This is a genomic window from Glycomyces sp. MUSA5-2 (assembly GCF_037034145.1).
In the GTDB taxonomy this organism is placed as follows: Bacteria; Actinomycetota; Actinomycetes; order Mycobacteriales; family Micromonosporaceae; genus Glycomyces; species Glycomyces artemisiae.
Window position 1 is genome coordinate 624035 of the sequence record NZ_JBAGKG010000002.1, and the last position, 25038, is coordinate 649072.

Sequence of the window (25038 nt, forward strand, 5' to 3'; positions counted from 1 at the left end):
GTGGTTGCGCTTCGAAGCGAAGCAACTACGAGACTGAAGGAACGCGAGCCCCGGAACTACCACCTCGCGGCCAAGACCGCGTCAACTGGCCATGCCCAGCCGGTTAAGGAGCCGTTGAAGCGCCAGCTCACACGGGCGGCCGGTCCGACTCGGGGCCGGTGGGCGAATTGCCTGCTGACAAAACCGCGAAATGTCCAGTTCATACCGTCCCATGTATGAGGTAAATCACGGGCCATGCGGCGTGAACCTCCGGTTCATTCCCTTGTGGGCTCTCGGTCATAGCGTGCCCGTTGGATCGCAGTGCGTGAAGGAACACCCGACTTCCGAGGAGCCTCCCCCTTGAATCCCCTTGAGCCGCTTGCCACCCGAAAACCGCCCGCCGGGACGACCGCGGTCCTCCCGCAGACCCCCGACGTCACCGGCGCGCTCCCCGCGGACGGGACCGCCCGCGGCGCGCTGCTGGAGGCCGACCGCGTCTCCGCCTGGTTCGGGAGCCGCAAAGTCCTCGAACGCGTCTCGCTCGCCATGCGCCCCGGCACCGTCACCGCCCTCATCGGCCCCTCCGGCTGCGGCAAGTCCACGTTCCTGCGCATCCTCAACCGGATGCACGAGCTCGTCCCCGGCGCCGCACTCGGCGGCGAGGTCCGCCTCAACGGCGCCGACGTCTACGCCCCCGACCAGCGCATCACCGAGACCCGCCGCCGCATCGGCATGGTCTTCCAGAAACCGAACCCGTTCCCCGCCATGTCCATCGAGGACAACGTCACCGCCGGGCTCAAGCTCACCGGGACGCGGCGCACCCGCGCCCAGAAGCGCGAGCTCGTCGAGCGGTGCCTCACCAAGGCGGGCCTGTGGCGCGAGGTCCGCGACCGCCTCGCCCAGCCCGGCTCCTCGCTCTCCGGCGGCCAGCAGCAGCGCCTGTGCATCGCCCGCTCGCTCGCCGTCCGGCCCGACGTCCTCCTCATGGACGAGCCCTGCTCCGCCCTCGACCCGACCTCCACCCGCCGGATCGAGGACACCATCGCGGAACTCCGCAACGAGGTCACCATCGTCATCGTCACCCACAACATGCAGCAGGCCGCCCGCGTCTCCCAGTACAGCGCCTTCTTCCTCGCCGAAGAGGGCGCCCCGGGCGCCGTGGTCGAACAGGCCGACACCGAGACCATGTTCGGGTCGCCCGCCGACCCCCGCACCGCCGACTACATCCACGGCCGCTTCGGCTGAGACGGCGGCACGCACATGGCGACACCCCCTGACGCGGCCCTGCGCCGCGCACGCCGCAACGGCCCACGAGGCCGCGACACGAGAATCGGATGCCGATGGTCCGCTTCGACATACGCCCCGCCAACCAGGGCGGCTACCTCTGGAGACTCCTCAGCGACAACAACCGCACCATGGCGACCGGCGCCGACCTCTCCGAGGACCGCGCCGACTGCCTCGACAAGCTCCGCCGCGCCGCGGACGCCGCCGCGAGCCAGCGGCCCCGCCTCGTCCACGAGGACGACGGCACCTGGTCCTGGACGCTCTACGACGGCGACGACCCCGTCGCCCGCTCGGCCGCCGCGTACTCGCGCCGCATCGACTGCGTCCACGCCATCGACCGCTTCGTCGAACTCTGCGGCGAGCTCGCCCCCGGAGCGGCCGACGACGCCGTGTTCCGGCCCGCCCGCCGCCGCTGACCGGCGCACCCACCGGAAAGAGGCCCCCCGTTGACCACCGCACCCGCCGCAGGCGAGGCCGCCGCCGGCGCCGACACGCCCAGGCGGCTCCACCACGGGCACTCCGCCGCCGACCGCGCCTTCCGCGGCGGCGCCCGCGGCGCCGGACTCCTCGTCCTCGCGCTCATGGCCGGCATCGGCCTGTTCATGCTCTCCGAGTCCGGCATCGCCCTCGACGAGTTCGGGCTCGCGTTCTTCACCGAGAACGAATGGGACATGGAGACCGGCGAACTCGGCGTCACCGCCCTGCTCCTCGGCACCGTCACCGTCGCGGCCGTCGCGATCGCCATCGCCGTCCCGTTCGCGCTGGCGACCGCGCTCTACATCACCGAGTACGCCCCGCTGCGCTCCAGGCGCACGCTCATCGCCCTGGTCGACCTCATGGCCGCCGTCCCGTCGGTCGTCTACGGACTCGTCGGCCTCATCGTCCTCCAGCCGGTGCTGGTGGACGTCGCGCGCTGGATCCACGACTTCTTCGGCTGGATCGCGGTCCTCGACGTGCCCGGCGCGAACCCTGACACGACACTGTGGAACAACGAGGCGAACCGGTACACCTCCTCGGCGTTCATCGCGGGCGTCGTCGTCTCCCTCATGGTCCTGCCCATCGTCGCCTCCGTCATGCGCGAGGTCTTCTCCCAGGCCCCCGCGGGCGAACGCGAGTCCGCGCTCGCCCTCGGCGGCACCACCTGGGGCGTCATCCGGTCCGTGGTCCTCCCGTTCGGCAAGGGCGGCATCATCGGCGGCACCATGCTCGGCCTCGGCCGGGCGCTCGGCGAGACCATCGCCGTCGCGCTCATCATCGTGCCCGCCTTCGACCTCAAGGTCCGCATCCTGGAGAACGGCACCATCACCATCGCCGCCCAGATCATCAACCGGTTCGGCGAGTCCTCGCCGGTCCAGCTGTCCGCGCTCATGCTCGCGGGCTTCGTCCTGTTCGTCTTCACCCTGGTCGTGAACACCCTCGCGGCCATGGTCGTGGCCCGCAGCCGCAGCGGCGCCGCCACCGAGATCTGAGGTCCCCCACAGTGACAGCACTAGCCGCGAAGGAAGCCGAGGCGACGGAGGCCGAGGCGCCGCCCGCACCCGAGCCCGCCGCCCCCGAACCCGAACGCGACGAGCCACGCCGCATCGCCGCCGCCGACAAGGACGACCGCATCGTCCAGGCCGGCAGCGCCGCCGGCTCGCTCGGCCTGGTCTGGATCCTCTACTACCGGGTCCTGCCGACCGAGGGCGCCCTCGGCTTCGTCCTCTGCTGGTACGCCGCGTTCCTGGCCCTGTACGTCCTCCTCACGCTCCGGCGCCGCGGCCGCGTGGTCCTCGCCGACCGCCTCGCCGCCACCGTGATCCGCTCCGGCGCGATCGTCGTCGGCGCCGCCCTCGCCACCGTCATCGCCTCCACGTTCTGGCGCGGCCGCGAAGCCCTGTCGCACTGGAACTTCTACACCCAGGACCTCGTCTTCGACGACTCCACCGACCTCTCCCAGGGCGGCATGCTCCACGCCGTGATCGGCACCTTGGAGATGATGCTCCTGTCCATCGCCGTCGCGCTCCCGCTCGGCGTCGCCTGCGCCGTGTTCATGTCCGAAGTGGGCGGCCGGCTGTCGCGGCTGGTCCGCACCGTCGTCGAGGCCATGACCGCCCTCCCCTCGATCGCGGCGGGCCTGTTCATCCTCATCGCCGGGATCCTCCTCCTCGGCATGGAGCAGAGCGGCTTCGCCGCCGGCCTCGCGCTCGCGGTCATGATGCTGCCGATCATCACCCGCGCCTCCGACGTCGTGCTGCGCCTCGTCCCCGGCGGCCTCAGGGAGGCGAGCCTCGCGCTCGGCGCCTCCCAGTGGCGCACCGTCTGGCACGTGGTCCTGCCGACCGCGCGGCCCGGCCTCGCCACCGCCCTCATCATCGGCGTCGCCCGCGGCGTCGGCGAGACCTCGCCGGTGGTCCTCACCGCCGGGTACTCCAACTTCGTCAACGCCAACCCGTTCTCGGGCTGGCAGACCTCCCTGCCGCCGTTCATCTACAACAACGCGCGGCTCCCCGAGGAGGAGATGATCGCCCGCGCCTTCGGCGCCGCCTCGGCGCTCCTGGCGCTCGTGCTCCTCCTCTTCGTCGTCTCCCGCATCGTCGCCTCGCACCGGAAAGGAGGGCGGTCATGACGCCCGCAACCCAAGTGCGCCAATGGATTCCGCGGACGCTCGCCCTGATCGCGGTCGCCGCCGTCGCCCTGGTCGGCGGCGCCGGACCCGCCAGCGCCCAGAGCCTCCCGCCGATCTCGGGCTCCGGCTCGACCTGGAGCTTCAACGCGCTGAACACCTGGATCGGCGACGTCGACTCCAACGGCCTCACCGTCAACTTCAACCCGGTCGGCTCCTCGCGCGGCCGCGCCGACTTCCGCAACGGCACCACCGACTTCGGGGTCACCGAGATCCCCTACCAGGGCGGCCGGGACGCCGCGGGCAACCAGGACGACATCCCCTCCCGCGGCTTCGGCTACATGCCGATCGTCGCGGGCGGCACCGCGTTCATGTACAACATCCAGGTCCGCGGCGAGCCGTACACCGGCCTGCGCCTCTCGGGCGACACGCTCGCGAAGATCTTCACCGGCGCGATCACGATGTGGAACGACCCGCAGATCACCGCCGACAACAACGGCGTCGAGATGCCGGACAAGAAGATCATCCCGGTGGTCCGCTCGGACGGCTCGGGCACGACCGCGCAGTTCACGACCTACCTGGACGAGCAGCACCCGGACGTGTGGCGGCCGTTCTTCGGCCGCAGCGGCCTGACCTCCTACTACCCGACCGCGGACGGGTTCGTGGCCCAGAACGGCTCCGACGGCGTGCAGCGGTACATCAGCGCCGACTACGGCGACGGCGCGATCGGCTATGTGGAGTACTCGTACGCGCTCGAACGCGACTGGCCGGTCGCGAAGGTGCTCAACGAGGCCGGGTACTACACGCTGCCGACGCAGTACAACGTCGCGGTGGCGCTGACGAAGGCGGAGATCGAGACGGAGAACACCGACCCGGCGGTGTACCTGACGCAGGACCTCACGGGCGTGTTCAACCACGCCGACCAGCGGGCGTACCCGCTGTCGTCCTACTCGTACATGATCCTGCCGACGGACAACTCGAACGGCATGACCGACGCGAAGGGCGAGACGCTGAGCCGCTTCGCCGGGTACTTCCTGTGCGAGGGCCAGAACCGGGCCGGGCCGCTCGGGTACTCGCCGCTGCCGCTGAACCTCGTCATGGCCGGGTTCGACCAGATCGAGCGGATCCCCGGCAGCGCGGGGGACGAGCTGACCGACCCGGCGAACTGCAACAACCCGACGTTCGACGGCTCCGACCCGGACCGGAACCTGCTCGCGGAGATCGCGCCCGCGATCCCCGAGTGCGACAAGGTCAACGAGGGGCCCTGCGAAGGGGAGACCGACAACGGCACCGGCGGGCCCGGCGGCTCGGACGGCGGGGGCGGCTCCGGGGACGGCACGGGCGGGTCCGGTGACGGGACCGGCGGCACCGGCGACGGGACCGGAGGCGGCACCGGCGGCACGGGCGCCGACGGGACCGGGGCCGACGGCACCGACGGCGTCCTCATCGACCCCGACACGGGGCTGCCGATCGGCACCGACGGGGACGGCGACGGCCTCGGCGGCACGATCCTCGCCTCGTCCGAGGCCGGGGCGATCCCGCTGACCGCGATCGTCCTCGCCGCGGTCCAGCTGCTCGCGATCCTCGTCGTCCCGACGATCGCCGCCCGATACCTGACCGGCCGCGCCGCCAGACGCGCCGCCGCCACCGACCGTCCCACCGGCTAACGGAGGCCCACAGTCATGCACCGCAACCGATTCGGGGCCCGCAGGCCCCGCAGGGCCCTGGCGGCGGCGATCGCGTTCACGATCGCGGCCTCGGCGGTCCTGCTCGTCCCGCTCCTGCGCTCGGCGCCCGCGCAGGCCCAGTCCGACGGGAGCGCCCTCACCCGGGACGTCGTCTTCAGCGACGGCGCGACCGGCCGGATCACCGTCTCCAAGACCGAGGAGCTGCGCAACGAGATCGTCCGGATCGAATGGTCCGGGTTCCTGCCCTCGATGCAGCCGAACAACGTCCCCGGCAGCTACGGGGCGCTCGCCCAGACCCGCTACCCGGTGGTCGTCCTCCAGTGCGCCCACGCCCCCGGCGAGGCCGCGACCCGCGACCACTGCATGGGGAACTACCGCACCGTCCACCCCATGGCCGACCTGTCCGAGACCTGGTCCACCGCACCGGAGCCGACCTCGGCGGTCCTGCCGTTCACCGACCTCGCGGGCACTTCGTACGCGGACCCGGCGCTCGGCGAGAAGCCCAGCGACTGGCTCACCTACGGGTACGGGGAGCGCGTCGGCCTCACCGTCGCCGACGGCACCGGCGCGATCGACTTCCCCGTCCGCACCGGCGACGAGAGCCCCGCGTCCCTGGGCTGCGGGCGCAGCCCCGCCGCGGGCGAGCCCGCCACGGAGTGCTCGCTCGTCATCGTCCCGATCCGCCCCATGACCTGCGACCCGACCGCGTCCGCGCGCGAGCGCCTGAAGTGCAGCCAGACCTCCAGCTCCTCGCTCCAGACCCACAACTACACGGCCGGGTTCATGGCCGCCCACTGGCGCAACCGCATCGAGGTCCCGCTCGGGTTCGCCCCGCCGGACGGCTACTGCGAGGACACCGGGCAGTCGCGCCTGCCCGTCATGGGCAGCGAGCTGACCGCCGAGGCCCTCTACTCGTGGATCCCCGCGATGTGCCAGGCCGACGACCCGCTGGAGATGACCTACCTGGCGACCGGCGAGAACCTCGCGCGGCAGCAGTACGCGGTCGGCGAGGAGGACTTCGTGCTCGGCTCCCGGCCCGCCGACGGCGGCGACCGGCCCACCGTGCACGCCCCGACCGCCATATCCGGGTTCGGGATCGCGTTCGTCCTCGATAACAGCGACAGCAAGCAGGTCACGCAGATGAACCTGAACGCGAGGCTCGTCGCGAAGCTCCTGACGCAGAGCTATCCGGGGAAGTTCTGCTACAGCGAAGAACCGTGGCTCTGCGACCACTTGGCGTCCAACCCGATCGACCTGCTCGCCGACCCCGAGTTCCAGGCGCTCAACCCGCACATCACCCAGCACAGCGGCGGGCACGGGAAGGGCCCCGACACGTTCGACATGGGCGACCCGATGGCCTCGCTGGTGCTCCCGTCAAGCCTCGGCGACATCCCGGCCGCGGTCACCGAGTGGCTCCTCGCCGACGACGACGCGGCGGCGTTCCTCGCCGGGGAACCCGACGAGTCGGGCATGACCGTGAACCCGCTGTTCACCGAATGGGCCCTGCCCTCAGACGGCTTCGAGTGGCGCGACGGCTACACGGTCGCGACCGACGACCCCGACGTGACGCAGCCGTACGACCCGGTCCTGAAGACCTGCGGCGGCGGCGTCAACTACTGCCCCTACACGGGCGTGAACCTGCCCGAGGCCATGTCGCAGTCGAGCGCGAGCATCCGCACGATCGCCGCGCGCGTCCTCGCGATCGCGCACTCGCTCCAGGAGACCCGGTTCTCGACCACCGCGGTCGCCGAGGGCCAGCCCCTCGAACTGAAGCGGTCCGACCCGCAGGACATGGGCTTCCGCAACATGATCGGCATCGTCGACCTCGCCACCGCCGACCGGTACGGCCTCAACCTGGCGAACCTGTCGACCGGCGGCGCCGACGGCGAGGGCGCGCCCGTCTTCGCCGCGCCCACCACCGCGAACATGTTCAAGGCCGTGCAGGGCGGCGTCATCGACGAGGACTCGGGGATGATCGCGATCGACTACGGCGAGGTCGCCGCCCGCGGCGCCTACCCGGGGACCATGCTCGTCTACGGCGCTTCCGCGACCGACGGCCTCGACGACGCGACCGCCGCGGGCTACGCGGACTTCCTCGAATACGCCGCGATCCCGGGCCAGGACCCGGGGCAGGCGCAGGGCCTGCTCCCCGCCGGATACCTCGCGCTGCCGCCGCAGCTCGCCGTCCAGGCGGTGCAGGCGGCCGAGTCGATCCGCACCCAGGACGGCGCCGTCGTCGTCCCGCCGCCCGTGGACGACCCCGACGACCTCGACCCGCCGCCCGGCGGCGTCGACGACGACCCGATCGGCGGGTCCCCGACGGCGCCGCCCGCGTCGGTCCCGACCGGGACCCCCTCGGGGGACGCCACGTCCGGCGCCGTCCCGGACCCCGGGGCCGACCCGAGCGCCGACCCCACCACCGGGGCCCCGCCCGGCTCCGGCGACGGCGCGTTCCAGACCACTGCGACGGACGCCGAGGCCGCGGGCTGGGCGACCTGGGCGCTGCCCGGTGCGCTCGCCCTCGGCGCGGGCGCGCTCGCCGCGGCCATGGCCTCCGGCGCGGTCGGCGCCGACCCGGACAGCCGCCTCGGCCGCCTCGTCCACGCCGCCGCCCGACCCGCGCGGCGCCTCGCGGCCGCGGGCGCGAACCTCGTGAGGAGGCGCTGATGGCCCGCCCCCGCACGGCCTCGGTCCGCGCCGTCGCCCGCTCCCTCACCCCTGCGCTGCTGCGCATCTCGGTCGGCGCGCTCGGACTCGTCGTGTTCGCGGTCGGCCTGTCGCAGGTGCAGGCGCACCGCGAGCAGGCCGTCCTCGACGACGCCATCAGCGCCGAGATCGCCGACCCCGGCGCGATCCTCGGATCGATCCCCGCGGGCACGCCGCTCGCGAAGCTGACGATCGAGGAGATCGGCCTCGACGGGGCCGTGGTCGTCCAGGGCACCACCGCCGCCGACCTCGACTCCGGTCTGGGCCACCGCAAGGACTCGGTCCTCCCCGGCCAGACCGGCGTCTCGGTGGTCTACGGGCGCCAGTCGATGTTCGGCGCCCCGTTCGCGGAGCTCGGGTCGCTGCGCTCGGGCGACGAGATCGACGTGGTCACCCCGGACGGCGAGTTCACGTTCACCGTCGACGGGGTGCGCCGCGACGGCGACCCGCTGCCGGTGCGCGCCGAAGGCGACACCGCGCTGGTCCTCGTCTCCGCGGAGGGCAGCCCGTTCCGGCCCGTGAAGTCGATCTATGTGGACGCCACGCTCACCGACCGCGAGCTCGCCGCGGGCGCCGTCACCGAGGCCACCGCTCTGGAAGCGGTCGGCGCCGACGAGACCGCGATGGCCGCCGACCCCGGGGGCTGGTTCACACTCGTGCTGTGGCTCCAGGCGCTCGTCGTCGCGCTCGTGGCGATGTCGTGGACGCGGCACCGGCTCGGCCGCGGGGAGGCCCTCGTCATGGGCCTCCCGGTGCTCGCCGCCGTCATGTGGAACCTCTACGAGGCCGCGTTCCGGCTGCTGCCCAACCTGCTCTGACACGGGCGCGGGCCCCGGCGGCGATCCCGCCGGGGCCCGCGATCCTCAAGCGCGACCGCGCCTCGGCATCAGGCGAGGACGGTGGCGTCGTACCCGAGGATGCGGCTGGTGCGCACGGCCGCGACCCCGAGGGCGTCGTTGAGCGCGGTCGCCCCGGCCCCGGTGAAGTGCCAGGCCACGCCCTGGGCGGTGGTGCCGCCCAGGCGGAACAGGTCGATCCGGTCGCCGAGGTTGACGCGGCCGCTGACCATCCCGGTGGCGGCGTCGATCACGAGCCCGGTGACCGCGGCGAACTCGCAGTCGCCGGTGAAGACGATGCCGCCGCGCAGCTCGGTCGTCCCGTCGGCCGGGTCGCCGACGACCTTGAACTCGTACGTGGTGAGGGCGGCCTCGGTCTTGGTCGCGAAGAGGCCGTAGTGCTCGATGCCGAGCGCGTCGAGCCCGGCGGCGGTGGTGGGGTCGATGGTGAGGGTGCTGGTGCCGACGACCTGGGAGGACACCCAGGCAGAGGTCTCGACGGCGCTCGTATCGGCGGCGGCGGTCTCGGCGGACGCCGGCGCCGCCCCGGCGCCGATCACCGCGGCGACCGCGGCGGCGCCGACGAGGCCCTGGAACAACTTGGTGCGCATGTGCTGACTCCCGTCAGAGAGGGTCGGAGCGAATCGCTCCTCATCGGAGACTACCGATCGGCGCTATTGAGAAATACTGTGCGACAAGAAGTTCCGTACGTATTCAATATCCAGAGTGGTCTTGTTTCACCATCGCTGTACAGGGTTTCCCCGGCGGTGCCCGAACAGGAGTGAACCAGTGCAGAACGCGCGAATCCGGAATACAAGAAATGCCCGCCTCGCGGGCGGGCATCGTCTCGGAGCATATGGAGCGGGTGACGGGAATCGAACCCGCGCAATCAGTTTGGAAGACTGAGACTCTACCATTGAGCTACACCCGCGCGTCCGCGCGAAGCGGAACGGCCACAAGTGTAGCGCATCCCCTCGCGTGGCTCGGATCACTCGCCGTGAACGACGCTCCGCAGCCCCCCGGTCAGGTGACCCAGGAACGCCGGGTCCTCGTACGCGGAGACGTCGTGGCCCAGCGCCGTGTAGAAGCACCGGCCCGCTTCGAGGCGGCGGTGCCACGCGAGCGGGTGCGGCGCCCCCATCGCGAGGTCGCCCGCCTCGTACGTCGACTCGTCGGCCTCCAGGAGCACTTCGACGTGCTCGGGCCGCGCGTCGAAGCTGTACCACTCGTCGGTCCACGCCCACCGCTTCGGCAGGTGCGCCGTCGACGGATGGTCCGCGGCGACCACGTCGATCTCCCCGGGGGTGCACCCGGGCGGATGCCCGATGAACCGGGCGCCCACCAGCTCCTTGTAGAACGGCCAGGACCGCTCCGCGGTCGAGGCGCCGTGGACCCCCATCCAGCCCCCGCCGCCGGTCACGTAGTCGGCGAGCGCGGCCCGCTCCAGCTCCCCGAGGACGTCCCCTGAGGCCGACAGCCACACGACGGCCGCGAACTTCGCCAGCTCGACCGGGTCATGGACGGCCGCGTCCTCGGTGTGCTCGACCTTCCCGCCCAGCTCGGTCGCGATCGCGCGCAGTGCGTCGACGCCCGCGGGGATGGAGTCGTGCCGGAATCCGGTCGTCTTCGTGAAGACCAGGAACGTAGGGGTATCCATGCTGCACTCCTCGGGAGAACGATTGCAGGCCGTAGTCTAGGCGATCTCGGCCTCCTGCGCCCGGGGCGGCCGCGCCGCAGCTCAACAGTGACGCGCGGCGATATCGACCACACCCGGCGGGGCCGCGACCCCCCGACGACCTAGACTCGATCGGAGCGGGGGTTCGTGCAGCGCTGGCGGCGGCCCACAGGCCCGGATCAGGCATCCGGCCGACGCGAAAGCAATTGAGCGAAATCTGATCGAGGAGTACGTCTGTGAAGAGCACTGTCGAGACCCTGAGCCCGACCAGGGTGCGGCTGTCGGTCGAGGTGCCGTTCGAGGAGCTGGCGCCGTACATCAACGAGGCGTACAAGAGCGTCGGGCAGCAGATCCGGGTCCCCGGCTTCCGTCCGGGCAAGGCGCCCCGCCAGGTGATCGACCAGCGTATCGGCCGCGACTCGGTCTACGCCCAGGCGATGGACCCGGCCGTGCAGGCGAACCTGAACAAGGCCGTCACCGAGAACGAGGTGAACGCGCTGGGCCGCCCGGAGCTGACCGAGGTGAAGCCCATCGAGGAGGGCAAGCCCTTCGAGTTCACCGTCGAGACCGACGTCACCCCCAAGTTCGAGCTCCCCGACTTCGCCTCCCTGAAGGTGACCGTCGAGGCCGGCGACGTGACCGAGGAGGACGTGGACAAGGACCTGGAGTCCCAGCGCCTGCGCTTCTCCTCGCTCAAGGCCGTCGAGCGCCCCGCCGCGGACGGCGACTTCGTGCAGATCGACCTGCGCGCCACCCAGAATGGTGAAGAGGTCGAGGGCGGCTCCGTCACCGGCATGAGCCACGAGGTCGGCTCGGGCAACCTGCTCGACGGCCTCGACGAGGCCCTGGTGGGCATGTCCGCGGGCGATGAGAAGACCATCGAGTCGACCCTCGCCGGCGAGCAGGAGGGCGAGAACGCCCAGGTCGAGGTCAAGGTCACCCAGGTCAAGGAGCGCGAGCTCCCCGACCTCGACGACGACTTCGCCGAGATGGCCAGCCCGTACGACACGCTTGAGGAGCTGCGCACCGCGACCCGCGAGCGCCTGGAGAACCAGGGCAGGACCGCGAAGGCCAACGAGGCCCGCACGAAGACCCTTGAGGCCCTCATCGAGGCCGTCGAGCTGCCGCTGCCGGAGAAGACCGTCACCGACGAGGTCGAGCACACCCGCGGGCACCTGCTTGAGCAGGTCCAGCAGGTCGCGGGCGGCTTCGAGGAGTACCTCCAGATGGTCGGCAAGTCCGCCGAGGAGTTCGACCAGGAGCTGCGCGACGACGTCGAGTCGAACCTGCGCCAGTCGATCGTCCTGGGCCAGATCGCGCGCGAGCGCGAGCTGGAGGTCTCGGGCGAGCTCATGACCGCCGAGGTCGTGCGCCAGGCCCAGCAGCGCGGCGTCCCGCAGGACCAGTTCCAGCGCTTCGTCGACGAGCTGCGCACCAACGGCGGCCTCCAGCAGATCGCCGCCTCGCTGCGCCAGCAGCTGGCCCTCGAAGAGGTCGTGAAGGAGGCGTCGGTCGTCGACGCGTCCGGCACCGAGCTCAGCGAGGAGGACCTGTTCCCGGGCCGCGCCGCCGCCGAGGCCGAGGCCGCCGGTGACACTGAGGGCGACTCGGACGAGTCCGAGGACCGCGACGCCGAGGACCGCAACTAGCAGCACCTCCGCACCCGATTCACTTGGGGCCCAACGCGAAAGCGTTGGGCCCCTTGTCCTTTTCAGATGATTGGACGGGCTTGGTCCGGGTCTGGCCTGAATTTTTTGCTACTCGCGGGTAGAGACGGTCGTCACTTTCGCCTATGGTGTGTATCTAACCTCTTCGATGCAACGACGCAACGTCCCTGGGAGTGCCCCCCATGATCCCCACCCGATCTGGTCCCATCGCAGGTAAGACCGGCGCGGCCCTGCTCGCGGCCGCCCTCCTCGCCTGGCCCGCCCCGGCCGCCGCGCAGGAGGACGCCGGAGGCGAGGACCTCCAGTTCGATTACGGAGCCGACGCCGCCTCCTGGTACTGGACCCGCCAGATCGACCAGACCCTCGAACTCGGCCCGCTCGCCCAGCAGGTCGAACTCCCGAACCCCCAGGCCGCCACCACGATGCCGGTGGCCGTCGAACTCGGTGAGAACACCAAGGTCTCGGCCCTCTCCTTCAACCTCGCCGAGCGCGGCGTCCCCGAAGGCTCCGAGGTCACCTCGTTCACCCTCACCGTCGCCGAAGGCAACGACGCGGGCGACGCTCCCACCTTCAACCCCCTCTCGAAGCTCATCCAGGCCTGCCCCATCACCGAGGCCTGGTCCGCCGGCGAGGCCGAGATGTGGGACGTGCAGCCGCCCGTCGGCGACGGCTGCGTCGAAGGCGTGCGCGAGGAGCCCGACCCCGACGCGGTCGCCGAGGCCGAGGACCTCCTCGCCGCCGCCCAGGAGGCCGCCGAGAACGGCGGCGAGAGCCCCGAGGTCGTCGAGGTCCCGCTCCCCACCTGGACGTTCGACCTCACCGCCATGGCGAAGGACTGGGGCCAGGACCCGTTCGCGAACTACGGCGTCATGTTCATGCCCGTCATGGACGACGCCACCCCGGTCGACACGTGGCAGGTCAACCTCAAGCTCCCGCTGCGCGACGACACCGAGACCCCGATCGACGAGTACGAGGCCACGGCCTACCGCCTCGGCGCGGCCTTCTCCTACATCCCCGGCACGCCCGAGGACGACGGCGCGGCCGACCCGGGCACCGACGGCTCCGGCACGACCGGCGGCGGGTCCTCCGGCGGCGGAGGCGGCTCCGGGGGAGGCGGCGGCGAAGGCGCCGAGGAGTCCCCGACCGAGAAGGCCACCTCCGCGGAGGAGATGGCCCCGGCCGCGTACGAGCCGTTCGAGCCCGTCGCGCCCTGGTACGTGTGGACGCTCATCCCCGCGGGCCTCGTCGCCGCGTACCTGCTGTACGCCGTCATGGGCGCCTCCGGCGCCGCCGCGGGCGGCAGCGGCGCGATCGACCGCATCCGCGCCCACAACCTCGACCGCCGCGGCTGGGCCCTGCCCGTCCCCGCGGGCCTGTGGCAGCGCCTCACCGGGCGGGGTGAGCGCCCATGAGCCGCAAGCGCATCGCCATGGCCTTGGCGGCCGCCGCGCTCCTGGCCCTGCCCGCGTGCGGCCAGTACGACGGCGTCCACGACGACTTCGTCGAGGCGGGCGGCGAGAACCCCGGCCTCGGCGGCGAGGACGGCACCGGCGCCGACGGCACCGACGGGACCGACTCGTCAGGCGACGGCTCGGGCGGCGGCACCGGCGGCGAGACCGACGACGGCGGGGGCGGCGGCGGTGGCGGCGGCGGGAACGACAACGGGAACGCCGGGAACGGCGACACCACCGGCGTCACCGACTCGACCATCACCATCGGCATCCACGCGCCCCTGACCGGCGCGGCCCCGCTGCGCCAGGACTCCTTCGAGACCGGCAAGGACCTGTACTGGCAGTACGGGAACGGCGGGCAGCCCGTGGAGATCTTCGGCCGCACCGTCGAGACCGTCTTCGCCGACGACCAGTACCGGCCCTCCACGGCCCGGCAGGTCTGCCAGACCATGGCCGAGGAGCAGAAGGCGTTCGCGCTCATCGGCGCTGGCGGCACCGACCAGATCCAGGCGTGCGCCCAGTACGCCGCGAGCGAGGACGTGCCGTACCTGTCCACCGGGGTCACCGAGACCGGCATGGGCTCCCTCGACACCTACTTCGCGGCGTCGATGACCTACCACCAGCAGACCCCGATGCTCGCCGACTACATCAAGAACGAGCTGGGCGTGACCGACCCGTCCCGGGTCGCCGCGGTCGTCACGAACACCCCGAACTTCGACGACGCCGTCGAGGGCTTCACCGACGCGTTCGGCGACGTGGACGTCTTCCGCCCAGACAAGAACGAGCGCGGCTCCTCCGCGGCCGGGAACCTCTGCACCGGCACCGTCGGCAATTACGACGCGGTCTTCGTCCTCACCAGTCCCACGTTCTACCTGGAGATGGCCGCCGCCTCCGGCTGCCGCCCCCAGTTCGTGGGCGTCGGCGTCTCCATGGGCCTCGACCAGGTCGCCTCGACCGGTTGCAGCGCAGCCAGTTCCACCGAGGGCGCCCGGTTCTTCAACCCGACCCCGGCGTTCGCCGACGCGGGCGAGTACGACCCCGACTTCCTCGCGGCCGTGGACGCGGCCGGGATCGAGGCCGACGACGTCACGTGGATGATGTGGGGCCAGTCGAAGGTCCTGCACCAGATGCTGGAGAAAGCGGGGGAGAACCTCGACAGAGGCGCCTTCCTCGACGCCGTGGCCGGTTCGAGCTTCTCGACGGGAGTGTTCCCCGATCTGAACTACAAGAACGGGCCCTTCGGCGCCACGCAGGTGAGCGTCCTGCGCAACGTCTGCGACGGCGGCGGCCATTACGAGACCGACTTCGCGTTCGTGAACGGGTTCTGACATGGGCGCCTTCTTCGCACTGGGGATCTTCCAGGGCGCGGTCTACGGGCTGCTCGCCGTGGGCATCGTCCTCGTCTACAAGGCCAAGCGGGTCTTCAACTTCGCGCAGGGCGAGTTCGGCGGCGTCGCCGCCTTCGCGGCCTTCTACCTCGTGGTGAACCTCGGCCTGCCCTACTGGACCGGCATCCTCGGCGGCCTCGCCGCCGCGGTCGCCATGGGGCTCGCCGTCGAACGGGTCATCGTGCGGCCTTTGGAATCCGCGTCCCGCACGATCATGCTCGTCGCCCTCGTCGGGGTCGCGCTCTTCACGATCGCGATCATCGTCCTGCTCGGCCAGCCCGTCCCGCGCGTCATGCCGCCGCTCGTGGAAGGCTCGGGCGTCAACATCCTCGGCGCCGGCATCCTCCCGCAGCAGCTCATCCTCCTCGCCGTCCTCGCCGTGCTCGCGGCCGCGATGGCCTGGTTCTTCAAGACCGACCTCGGCCTCGCCGTCCTCGCGTCCTCACAGGACACCCGTGCGGCGCAAGTGGTCGGCATCAGCCCCGTCGCGATCTCGCGGCTCGTGTGGGGCATGGCCGCGCTCCTCGGCGGCATCGCCGGGCTCCTGTACGCGCCCGTCGGCATCTTCACGCCCGGGTTCATGACCCTCACAATGCTCGTGCCCGCCTTCGCCGCCGCGGTCCTCGGCGGCATGACGAGCCTCCCCGGCGCGTTCGTCGGCGGCATCGCCATCGGCGTCGTCCAGAACCTCGGCATCTACCTCCTCGGACAGCAGCTCAAGGTCCCCGGCGCCGCCGAACTCGGCGTCTTCGCGCTCCTCATGCTCGTCCTCCTCATCCGCCCGCAGGGCCTCCTCGGGAAGGAAGCCTGACATGGCCACGGCCACGATGACCTTCGGCCGCATCAAGGCCGCGCGCCGCTTCGGCCTGGCGCTGCGCGTCGCCGTCGTCCTCGCGCTCCTCGTCCTCGCCGCGCTCCCGCTGCTCCTCGGCGGCGACGTGTGGGCGCAGCGCATCAGCCGCGCCGCGATCTACGCGATCATCGGCCTCTCCATCAACACGCTCACCGGGCACGCCGGGCAGATCTCCCTGGGACACCAGGCGTTCGTCGGCATCGGCGCGTTCGCCGCGGCCTTCATGGCGTCGCGCCTCGGCGCGCCCCTCGGCTTCGGCCTCGCCGCCGGGGCCCTCGCCGGGATGGCCACCGCCGCGATCGTCGGCATGGTCGCCCTGCGCGTCACCGGCCTGTACCTCGCCCTCGTCACCCTTGCGTTCGGTCTCACCGCCGAGACCACGATCTTCAACTGGCGCGAGTTCACCGGCGGCGGCGCGGGCGCGTTCGCACCCCGGCCCGCGCTCGTCTCCTCCGACCACGCGTTCGCGCTCCTGTGCCTCGGCGTCCTCGCGCTCGTCCTCTACGCCGACTGGCGCCTGGTCTCCACGAAAGCGGGCCGCGCGCTCGCCGCGGTCCGCAACGACGAGCGCATCGCCTCCACCCTCGGCATCAACGTCACCGGCTACAAGCTCGCCGCGTTCAGCCTCTCCGGCCTCGCCGCGGGCCTCGCGGGCGGCCTGTTCGCCCACTGGAACCAGGTCGTGCAGGCCATGGACTTCGAGTTCCAGGTGGCCCTGGTGTGGGTCCTCATGACCGTGGTCGGCGGCCTGCGCTCGCGCCTCGGCGTGATCCTCGCGTCGGCGTTCTTCGCGCTCCTGCCGCTGACGCTCCCGAACTTCCTCGCCGGGCTCCCGTGGCAGCCGCCGTTCCTCAACGAGGCGGTCTACCACGTGCTGCCGCCGTTCATCGTCGTCGTGATGCTCCTGATCGTCCTCCGGTTCTTCCCCGGCGGCCTCGGCCAGCTCCTCAGACCCGCCACGCGCTGGCTCACGAAGGGAGGCGACCGGTGAAGCAGCTCCTCAAAGTGGACGGACTGCATCTGCGCTTCGGCGGCCTGCAAGTCCTCAACGACCTGTCGCTCACGGTGCGCGAAGGCCAGATCGTGGGCCTCATCGGCCCCAACGGCGCGGGGAAGACCTCGTGCTTCAACTGCCTCACCGGGATCTACCAGCCCCAGGGCGGCCGCGTGTACTTCGACGGCCGCGACGTCTCGCACCTGCCCACCCACCGCCGCGCCCGCCGCGGCATGGCCCGCACCTGGCAGAACCTCGGCGTCATCGACTCCCTCACCGTCACCGAGAACGTCATGCTCGCCCAGCACCAGCGCGCCGGGTACTCCGCGCTCGCGGGGATGCTCGGCCTCGTCGGGACCTGGCACCGCGAGCGCGAGCTGCGCCGCGACGCCGCCGAGATCATCGAGTACTTCGGCCTCGACGACGTCGCCGACGAGCGCGCCGGCGAGCTCCCGTACGGCGTGCGCAAGACCTGCGACATGGCGATGGCCCTCGCGACCGACCCGAGGCTCCTCATGCTCGACGAGCCCGCTTCGGGCCTCAGCCCCGAAGAGGCCCTGGGCCTCTCGACCACGCTGCGCGAGCTGCGGGACCGCCTGCGGCTCACCATCCTCATGATCGAGCACCACGTGCCGCTCGTGGCCGAGGTCTGCGACTACGTCTACGTGCTCAACTTCGGCGAGCTCCTCACCGAAGGCGAGCCGGAGGCCATCCAGCGCCACCCCGAGGTGATCGCCGCCTACCTCGGCGGCACCGCTGAAAGCGCCGCCGAACCCGAAGCGGCGGACGACGACACGGTCCAGTTCGCCTCCGAGCCCCCCGAATGGCCCCTCCTGGCGGAAGGCAAGTCCAATGGCACTGCTTGAGGTCGAGAACCTGCGCGCCGGGTACGGCTCCGTCCCGGTCCTCCACGGCGTCGACCTCGCCGTCGAGGAGGGCTCCAACGCGGTCCTCCTGGGGCTCAACGGCGCCGGGAAGTCCACCACCCTCATGACCCTCGCCGGGCTCCTCCCCGTCACGGGCGGCGAGATCCGCTATGACGGCGAGGTCCTCAAGGGGCCCCCGGGTGCGCGGGTGCGGGCCGGGATCGTCCTCGTCCCCGAAGGGCGCCATGTCTTCCCGGCGCTCACCGTCAAGCAGAACCTGCGCCTGGGCGCGTGGACGATCCGCCGCGACGCCCGCCGCCTGCGCGGGAACCTCCGCGAGGTCTACGCGATCTTCCCGCGCCTCGAAGAGCGCGCCGACCAGCTCGCCGGGACCCTCTCCGGCGGCGAGCAGCAGATGCTCGCCATCGGCCGCGGCATGATGTCCTCCCCGCGCCTGCTCCTCATCGACGAGGCCTCGCTCGGCCTGTCGCCCAAGCTCACCGAGCAGGTCTTCGCCGCCGTCAAGCTCATCAACCAGCGCGGCACCACCGTCCTCATGGTCGAGCAGAACGCCGGCGTCCTCGCCCAGGCCGACACCGCCTTCGTCATGCAGCAGGGCCGCATCACCGTCTCCGGCTCCGGCGCCGACACCTTGGGCGACGAGGCCGTCAAAGCCGCCTACTTCGGCACCTGATTCTCACCGTTCCTCTTGTGCGGCAACGAGTTTCATGATTGCATGTTCCGATCCGCACACATAGAACGGACGCCTCTCATGAGAACGATCTGCAATAGACTCGGCCGAACCTCAAGGCGCGCAGCGATCCTGATCGCCGCCGTCGCGGTCACGATGCTCGCACTGCCGTCGGCCGCGATGGCCGAGGACAACTACTTCAACTGGTGTACGCGCGCCGACACCTCCTGCCAGACCGGCGTGGAAGTGGGCCTCGTCGAAGGCGAGTGCATGACGGCCCCGGCCGCCTACCACAAGACGCAGGTCTGCATCAAGTACGACGGCGACTACGTCTACGTCTACGACGGCCAGGCCGACGGCTACGCCGCCATGGCCGAGATCGGCAACGACAACGGCAGCATCAACTCGCGCCTGTGCCGCAACAACAAGGGGTACGGCACCTGGGTGAGGTGCAACTTCGACTGGGCCGAAGCCGGCGAGCACCGCGCTTGGGGCGGCTACAAGATCAGCACCATGGAGATGCCCACCGAGTTCCTGTGGGCCTGGAACGGCAAGTAATCCCGGCTGAACCGGTCCGGGCCGCGTCCCGTCAGTCCCGCTGACAGGGCGCGGCCCGCGGTGTCACCGCTGTGTCAGTGCCGTGTCAGCGCCGCCCCCGAACATTCCTGTCATGAACGAAACGCACAGCGCGGCCACCGCGCAGCAGCCCACCGGCTTCGTCGCGAAGCTCCTCGCCGACAAGCACTCCGTCCCGCTCTCCATCGCCCTCCACCTCGTCCCCGGCGCCCTCATCGTCGCCGTCTACGCCCTCGTCGGGGCCCCGATCAGCCGGGCCCTCGACGCGCCGATCTTCGCGGCCTGGGCCATCGCGCTCGTGGTCGTGCTCTTCCCGATCATGTTCGGCCTGCTCTGGCTGGGCAAGCAGAAGACCGGCCGGTACACGCTGCGCGGCGGCGTGGTCCACTACCGCGACAAGCCGTTCTCCCGCGGCAAGATCACGCTGATCGGCATCGGCTTCCTGCTGTACATGACCGTCGTGTCGCTCTCGCTCGCCCCGCTCGACGCCTGGACCTACGACCACTTCTTCACCTGGGTCACGTTCGAGAGCTCCGGCAGCTCCGGCACGACCTACCTCGACTCGTACGACAAGAGCGTCGTCCTGACCACGCTCCTCATCTGCGGCCCCTTCACCGGCTTCATCCTGCCGCTCATCGAGGAGTACTACTTCCGCGGCTTCCTCCTGCCCCGCCTCCCGCAGCTCGGCCGCTGGGCGCCGCTGTTCAACACCACCCTGTTCTCCGTCTACCACTTCTGGGCGATCTGGACGGTCCCCTCGAAGATCATCTTCCTGCTCCCGGGCGTCTGGTTCGTCTGGGGCAAGCACGACATCCGCGCCTCCATCTGGATGCACCCGGGTTCGGCGCTCCTGATGACCGTCGTCGGCGCCACCGCCTACGCCTTCGGCGCCATGTAGTCCCGCACTGCGAAAGCGGCGCCCTCCCGACCGGGAGGGCGCCGCATTCGGCGTTGTCAGGCGGCGCGCAGGACCAGCGTGCAGCGGCCCGTCGCGGGAAGCGGCACGTACAACCGGATTCCTTGGGCCGCATCGGTGCCGCCGAGGTGCGTGTAGTCCTCGCCCGGGTGGTAGCCGCGGGTGAACGCGCCTCTGGCGTCGACCTCGACCGCGATCCTGTCGCCGCCCTTGCGGTAGACCGCGCTCGTGCCTTCGGGCTCGAAGCCGCCGTCGACGGGGCGGACGCCTTCGAGTTCGCCGCCGTCGCGGAAGGCCAGTTCGAGGACCTGGCGCACCCGGCCCGGATCGGCCGCGATCTTCACCGCCACTTCGCGTTCGCCCACGGTGATCTGGACGCTCGTCTCCAGCGCGACCGGCTCGGCGGGCCGGTGCGCGAAGTCCATCGCCGCGGAGAACCGGCCCTCGTCGGCCAGGTCATAGACCGCGTCCCCGCGCCGGAACCCGGCCGGAAGCGGCCCGTAGTAGGCCGCGCTCGCCCGCTCGCGCAGCAGGAACGTGCTGCCGTCGGCGTCGAGCCCGTCGGCCCGGAACGGCCCGAGCCCGAAGAAGTCCCTGGAGAGCCGCACCGAGTCCAGGACTGCCTCACCTGCAAAGAGCCGCAGGAACGTCGGGTTCGTCGCGAGCCCGGACCGGATGCGGCCCTGCGCCGCGTAGTCCGAGCCGCCGTACACGGTCGCGGCGAAGTCCCCGTCCCGCGACACGGCCAGGCCCGACCCCGCGAACACCGCCGTGCCCGCCTTGCGGGCCTCGGGCTCGGGAAGCTCCCCGGCCAGATCGGGTTCGAGGAGGATCTCCGTCAGGGCGCTTGCCGGGTCGGCGATCCCCTCGATGCCCGCCGCGACGGCCGCGAAGTCGCCGCGCCCGCGTCGGATCGCGAACCGCCGGAACTGCATCAGGAACGGCGCCAACGCGATCGTCCCCTTCTGGTCCTGCCGCCGCGAGTGGACCGTCTCCACCGTGCCGTCGGGCAGCGTCGCCGCCGCGACGGCCTCCAGGCTGCGCTCGACCAGGTCGAGGAGCGCGGGGCGGCCGAGGTGCTCGCCGATCGCGATGAGCGCCGGGTTCGACACCCACAGCGCGTAGTTCGGGCTCCGCTCCGAATACCAGCCGTCCGCGTCGATGTCGACGCCCTCGGACAGCCACTCGTCGACGCGCGCCACCAGCCGCTCGTCGGGCCAGTGCCGGTGGAGCTTCGCGAGCGCCGACGACAGCTCCCACCGGTGGTTCGGCGTGTGCACGCCGCCGAGCCGCAGCGGCTCCGCGGCGCGGGCCGCGACCGCGGCCAGCGAGTCCCCGAGGGCCGCGAACCCCTCCGGGGCGGTCGCCAAGAGCGCGTAAGCGTCGCACAGGTCGTTGACCGTGAAGGCCGTGTCGGGGGGCGAGGCGAAGTTCTCGCCGTCGAACAGCCCGTTGCCGACCTGCATCCCGGCCAGGAAGTCCACGAGCCGCTGCGCCGCGCCCTCGGCCTCCGCCGACGCGAAGAACGCGGACGCCGGGTTCACCGCGCACGCCACCAGCGCCTTCGCGGCGCCCATGACCGCCCGGTGGTGCGGGTCGGACCCCAGCAGGGCGTCCACCCCGCCGAGCACCTCCCGCGCCCGCGCATCCGCCGCGGCGGTCGCGGCGCCGGCGAACTCAGTCCTTGAGTCCCGCATTGATGTCCTCGTTCATGACGTACTTCTGGAACACGATGAAGATGAGCACGAGCGGCAGGATCGACATCACTGAGGCGGCCAGCAGCAGCGGCCAGTCGATGTTCTCGGCGCCCACGATGCTGCGCAGGGCGATCTGGAGCGTGAACTTCCGCTCGTCGCCGACCACGATCAGCGGCCACACGTAGTCGTTCCAGCGCCACTGGAACGAGAAGATCGCCAGCGTCATGATGATGGGCCGCGACATCGGCAGCATGATCCGGAAGAAGATCCCCGCCTCGCGGGCGCCGTCGATGCGCGCGGCCTCCACGATGTCGTCGGGCACCGACAGGAAGAACTGTCGGAACATGAACACGCCCGTGACCGTGAGGATCGAGGGCACCACGAGCCCCGCGAACGAGTCGTACATGCCGAGGTCCCTGATCACCAGGAACGTCGGCGACATGATCACCTCGGTCGGGAGCATCGTCGTCGCCAGGAGGCAGACGAAGAAGATCCGCACCCACCGCTGCTCCCGGTACTTCGCGAGCGCGTACCCGGTCATGGCGCTCGCCATCACCGTCAGCACCGTGGTCGTGAGCGCCACCGCGAGCGTGTTCGAGAAGTACAGCATGAAGTCGAACCGGTCCCACGCCTTCTCGAACCCGGCGACCGTCGGGTTCTCGGGCAGGAACGACAGCGGGTACTGGAACAGCTCAGAGCCGGGTTTGAAGGCGCTCAAGAGGAACCAGAGCAGCGGGAACGCGTACACGGCGGCGAGCAGCCACAGGAACGCGGTCATGGGGATCGCGGAGCCGAGCTCCTTCGCCTTGCGGGCCTTGCGGGTGCGCGGTTCGCCCGCGGTGGTCGTCAGGGTGCTCATGCGCCTCGCCTCCGGTTGACCCACATCTGGAGCAGCGCGATGGACAGGAGGATGAGCAGCAGGATCATCGACACCGCGCTGGCGTAGCCGATGTCGGCGCGTTTGAAGCCGGTCTCGTAGATGTACTGGATGAGGAACACGTTGGAGGTGCCGGGCCCGCCGCCGTTGAGCGCCTGGACCATCGCGAACTCCTTCATGGCGCCCAGCGAGGACAGCAGCACCACGAGGAACGAGGTGGGCGCGATCGACGGGAGCGTGATGTGGCGGAACCGCTGCCAGGCGTTCGCGCCGTCGATCTCGGCGGCTTCGTAGTAGGCGCGCGGCACGTTCTTGAGCGCGGCGATGAAGATGAGCATGTTGAACGCGGTGCCGCCCCAGGTGGCGGCCATGACCACGACCATGAGCGCCAGGTCCGGGTCGGTCTGCCACGCGAGCGGGTTCCCGCCGAGCTCGGAGACGACGTAGTTGACGAAGCCGAAGCTCTCGCCGAACATCCAGCGCCAGATCACCCCGGCGACGATGGGGGAGATGAGCCACGGGAAGAAGAACACGACCTTCGCGGCGGCGCGGCCCTTGGCGTAGTCGGAGACCAGGAGCGAGGCCACGGTCAGCGACATGACGTACATGAGCGGGACGCTGAGGACCGCGAACAGGAGGCTGCGGGTGAGCGCCTGGTAGAACGTCGGGTCGCCGAAGAGCTTCTCGTAGTTGGCGAGGCCGATGAAGTCGTAGTCGCCGATGCCGGTGTAGTCGGTGAACGAGTAGATCAGGCCCAGGCTGCCGGGCCAGACGAAGAACACGGCGAACAGGACGATGCTGAGTCCGGCGAGCCCGATCGGCGCGAGCCGGTACTTGGGGCGCCGGCCCTTGCCGGGCCGCGCGAGCGGCCCGGCCGGGGCTTGGGTGTCGATGGCGGTGGCCGTCAAGGTCTACTCGCAGATGATGTTCTCGTTGAGCGAAGCGATGATGTTCGCGATGGTGGTGGCGACGTCCTGCTCCCCGTTGGCGAGCTTCACGGCCTCGTCCTTGAGCGGGTCGGCGTCGGACCCGGAGGTCTGGCCCCTGTAGGTCATCTGGAGGGCGCTGCTCTCCTGCGCGGAGGAGACCGGGTCGGAGGCCGCGATCTCCTCGTTGTACAGGTCGAAGCTCGCCTGGGATTCGCCGTAGTCGATGTCGAGGCCCTGGATGACCGGGAGGAACCCGGAGATCTCCGAGATCTCGGTGTAGTTCTCGGCGCTGAACAGCCAGTTCAGGAAGTCGAGCGCGGTCTTGGACTTCTCGCCGCTGTAGACCACGATGTAGCCGCCGCCGAGGTTGGTGGCGCGGCGGGTCTGGGCGGGCATGAGGGCCGAGGCCCACTCGAAGTCGGCGATGTTCGCCTGGAAGTCGGCGACCTGCCACGAACCGGAGTAGTAGGCGGCGACCTGGCCGGACTTGAACAGGGCGTTTGCGTCGTCGCCGGAGACCCACACGGAGCGGGGCATGATGTCGTCGTCGTTGATGTCGGCGAAGAACTGGAGCGCCGCGGTCGTCTCGGCCTCCTTCGTCGAGTACGTGCAGTCGTCGCCGAGGGTGAACCCGTCGGATCCGAACTGGTACATCATCGAGCGCAGGCGGTGCGAGGACGGGTCCATGACGAGCCCGTAGCGCGCTCCAGTGGCGGCCTTGACCTCCTTGACCGCTGAGATGAACTCGTCCCACGTCCAGATCTGGTCCGCGGTGGTCGGGTACGTGACGCCGGCCTGGTCGAAGAGGCTCTTGTTGACGTAGAGGCCCACGGCGGTGAGGTCGGTGAGGAAGGTCGGGACGGCGCCGTCCTCGTTCTCGGTGACCAGGTTCTCCATGACGCCGCGCTCGGCGGCGAGGTCGGAGAGGTCTTCGAGCTGGTTCATCCAGATCGGGTCGATCGCGGTGACGCGGGCGAGGTCGGGCAGTCCGTCGGCCTGGGCGGCGTTGCGGAGCTTGGTGCCGAAGTCGTCGTACGGGACGTCGTCGATGTCGACGGTGACACCGGTCTCCTCGAAGTACTTGTCGGCCATCTTCTGGAAGCCGCCGCCCTGGTTGGCGTCGCCGGACAGCCAGAACTTGAGGGTGTCCGAGCCGCCTTCGTCGTCGCCGCCGCCGATGAACCCGCAGGCGCTGAGGGGGAGGGCCGCCGCACCGGCGGTGCCGGCGCTGAGGACGAGTCTTCTCTTCATTGAGCTCTCTTTTCGGGAAGGGGATGCGAGTGCCACAGGTCACTCGGTGAAGCGCTTGCCCGAAACTACCAGACTTTCGACTAGCGCGCGACAGTAGGTCCCCACCAGT

General features: G+C 70.8%; 22 protein-coding genes and 1 tRNA gene. 16 read left to right on the top strand and 7 right to left on the bottom strand.

The features are described from left to right. Positions 1–339: 339 nt before the first annotated feature. From WA640_RS08535 to WA640_RS08565, 7 genes are all read left to right on the top strand, one after another. Positions 340–1224 (top strand): phosphate ABC transporter ATP-binding protein, encoded by an 885-nt coding sequence (locus WA640_RS08535; RefSeq protein ID WP_442904696.1) that lies wholly within the window; start codon positions 340–342, stop codon positions 1222–1224. Positions 1225–1319: 95 nt separating this feature from the next. Further along, positions 1320–1679: a hypothetical protein gene (locus WA640_RS08540; RefSeq protein WP_335987220.1), complete on the top strand. Its 360-nt coding sequence runs from the start codon at positions 1320–1322 to the stop codon at positions 1677–1679. Positions 1680–1709: 30 nt separating this feature from the next. Then, the gene (gene pstC / locus WA640_RS08545) at positions 1710–2732 is read left to right on the top strand and encodes a phosphate ABC transporter permease subunit PstC (RefSeq protein WP_335987221.1); all 1023 of its coding nucleotides are present in this window, start codon (positions 1710–1712) and stop codon (positions 2730–2732) included. 11 nt (positions 2733–2743) lie between these two features. After that, on the top strand, positions 2744–3871 hold the full coding sequence (gene pstA, locus WA640_RS08550) for a phosphate ABC transporter permease PstA (protein ID WP_335987223.1): 1128 nt from the start codon (positions 2744–2746) through the stop codon (positions 3869–3871). Beyond that, positions 3868–5535: a phosphate ABC transporter substrate-binding protein PstS gene (gene pstS / locus WA640_RS08555; RefSeq protein ID WP_335987225.1), complete on the top strand. Its 1668-nt coding sequence runs from the start codon at positions 3868–3870 to the stop codon at positions 5533–5535. Before pstA ends, pstS begins: the two co-directional genes overlap by 4 nt. A 15-nt stretch (positions 5536–5550) precedes the next feature. Beyond that, entirely contained in the window at positions 5551–8223 is a 2673-nt protein-coding gene (locus WA640_RS08560) for a hypothetical protein (RefSeq protein ID WP_335987227.1), read from the top strand. Next, positions 8223–9080, top strand: a complete 858-nt coding sequence (locus tag WA640_RS08565) for a sortase (protein ID WP_335987228.1) — start codon at positions 8223–8225, stop codon at positions 9078–9080. The genes WA640_RS08560 and WA640_RS08565 overlap by 1 nt, the downstream gene beginning before the upstream one ends. 68 nt (positions 9081–9148) lie before the next feature. Here WA640_RS08565 and WA640_RS08570 read toward each other — a convergent pair whose 3' ends face one another. The 3 genes from WA640_RS08570 to WA640_RS08580 form a co-directional block, all read right to left on the bottom strand. Next, positions 9149–9709: a hypothetical protein gene (locus WA640_RS08570; protein ID WP_335987230.1), complete on the bottom strand. Its 561-nt coding sequence runs from the start codon at positions 9707–9709 to the stop codon at positions 9149–9151. Between the two features lie 246 nt (positions 9710–9955). Further along, positions 9956–10029 (bottom strand) — tRNA-Gly (locus WA640_RS08575). Between the two features lie 57 nt (positions 10030–10086). Then, positions 10087–10755 carry a ThuA domain-containing protein gene (locus WA640_RS08580; RefSeq protein WP_335987231.1) on the bottom strand — a complete coding sequence of 223 codons (669 nt, stop codon included), beginning with the start codon at positions 10753–10755 and terminating at the stop codon, positions 10087–10089. Between the two features lie 254 nt (positions 10756–11009). Between WA640_RS08580 and tig the strand changes: the two genes are divergently transcribed. The 9 genes from tig to WA640_RS08625 all read left to right on the top strand — a co-directional run bounded on the left by tig (position 11010) and on the right by WA640_RS08625 (position 20157). Then, positions 11010–12422, top strand: a complete 1413-nt coding sequence (tig, locus tag WA640_RS08585) for a trigger factor (RefSeq protein WP_335987232.1) — start codon at positions 11010–11012, stop codon at positions 12420–12422. Positions 12423–12622: 200 nt separating this feature from the next. Beyond that, on the top strand, positions 12623–13852 hold the full coding sequence (locus tag WA640_RS08590) for a hypothetical protein (protein ID WP_335987233.1): 1230 nt from the start codon (positions 12623–12625) through the stop codon (positions 13850–13852). Further along, positions 13849–15219: an ABC transporter substrate-binding protein gene (locus WA640_RS08595; protein ID WP_335987235.1), complete on the top strand. Its 1371-nt coding sequence runs from the start codon at positions 13849–13851 to the stop codon at positions 15217–15219. Before WA640_RS08590 ends, WA640_RS08595 begins: the two co-directional genes overlap by 4 nt. Position 15220: 1 nt before the next feature. Then, positions 15221–16090 (top strand): branched-chain amino acid ABC transporter permease, encoded by an 870-nt coding sequence (locus tag WA640_RS08600; RefSeq protein ID WP_106366892.1) that lies wholly within the window; start codon positions 15221–15223, stop codon positions 16088–16090. A 1-nt stretch (position 16091) separates the two neighbouring features. Next, entirely contained in the window at positions 16092–17123 is a 1032-nt protein-coding gene (locus WA640_RS08605; RefSeq protein WP_335987236.1) for a branched-chain amino acid ABC transporter permease, read from the top strand. Next, the gene (locus WA640_RS08610; protein ID WP_335987238.1) at positions 17120–17992 is read left to right on the top strand and encodes an ABC transporter ATP-binding protein; all 873 of its coding nucleotides are present in this window, start codon (positions 17120–17122) and stop codon (positions 17990–17992) included. The genes WA640_RS08605 and WA640_RS08610 overlap by 4 nt, the downstream gene beginning before the upstream one ends. After that, entirely contained in the window at positions 17979–18686 is a 708-nt protein-coding gene (locus WA640_RS08615; RefSeq protein WP_106366889.1) for an ABC transporter ATP-binding protein, read from the top strand. The genes WA640_RS08610 and WA640_RS08615 overlap by 14 nt, the downstream gene beginning before the upstream one ends. 78 nt (positions 18687–18764) lie before the next feature. Continuing rightward, complete coding sequence (locus WA640_RS08620) at positions 18765–19241, top strand: hypothetical protein (protein ID WP_146148263.1); 477 nt, start codon at positions 18765–18767, stop codon at positions 19239–19241. 112 nt (positions 19242–19353) lie between these two features. Beyond that, positions 19354–20157, top strand: a complete 804-nt coding sequence (locus WA640_RS08625) for a CPBP family glutamic-type intramembrane protease (RefSeq protein ID WP_335987240.1) — start codon at positions 19354–19356, stop codon at positions 20155–20157. A gap of 56 nt (positions 20158–20213) precedes the next feature. Here the strand turns inward: WA640_RS08625 and WA640_RS08630 are convergent, their stop codons facing one another. From WA640_RS08630 to WA640_RS08645, 4 genes are all read right to left on the bottom strand, one after another. Beyond that, positions 20214–21872: a hypothetical protein gene (locus WA640_RS08630; protein ID WP_335987242.1), complete on the bottom strand. Its 1659-nt coding sequence runs from the start codon at positions 21870–21872 to the stop codon at positions 20214–20216. After that, positions 21853–22650 (bottom strand): carbohydrate ABC transporter permease, encoded by a 798-nt coding sequence (locus tag WA640_RS08635; protein ID WP_442904716.1) that lies wholly within the window; start codon positions 22648–22650, stop codon positions 21853–21855. Before WA640_RS08635 ends, WA640_RS08630 begins: the two co-directional genes overlap by 20 nt. A gap of 77 nt (positions 22651–22727) precedes the next feature. After that, positions 22728–23642 carry a carbohydrate ABC transporter permease gene (locus WA640_RS08640; protein WP_442904718.1) on the bottom strand — a complete coding sequence of 305 codons (915 nt, stop codon included), beginning with the start codon at positions 23640–23642 and terminating at the stop codon, positions 22728–22730. An 18-nt stretch (positions 23643–23660) separates the two neighbouring features. Beyond that, positions 23661–24929 carry an ABC transporter substrate-binding protein gene (locus WA640_RS08645; RefSeq protein WP_335987248.1) on the bottom strand — a complete coding sequence of 423 codons (1269 nt, stop codon included), beginning with the start codon at positions 24927–24929 and terminating at the stop codon, positions 23661–23663. Between the last annotated feature and the right edge of the window lie 109 nt (positions 24930–25038).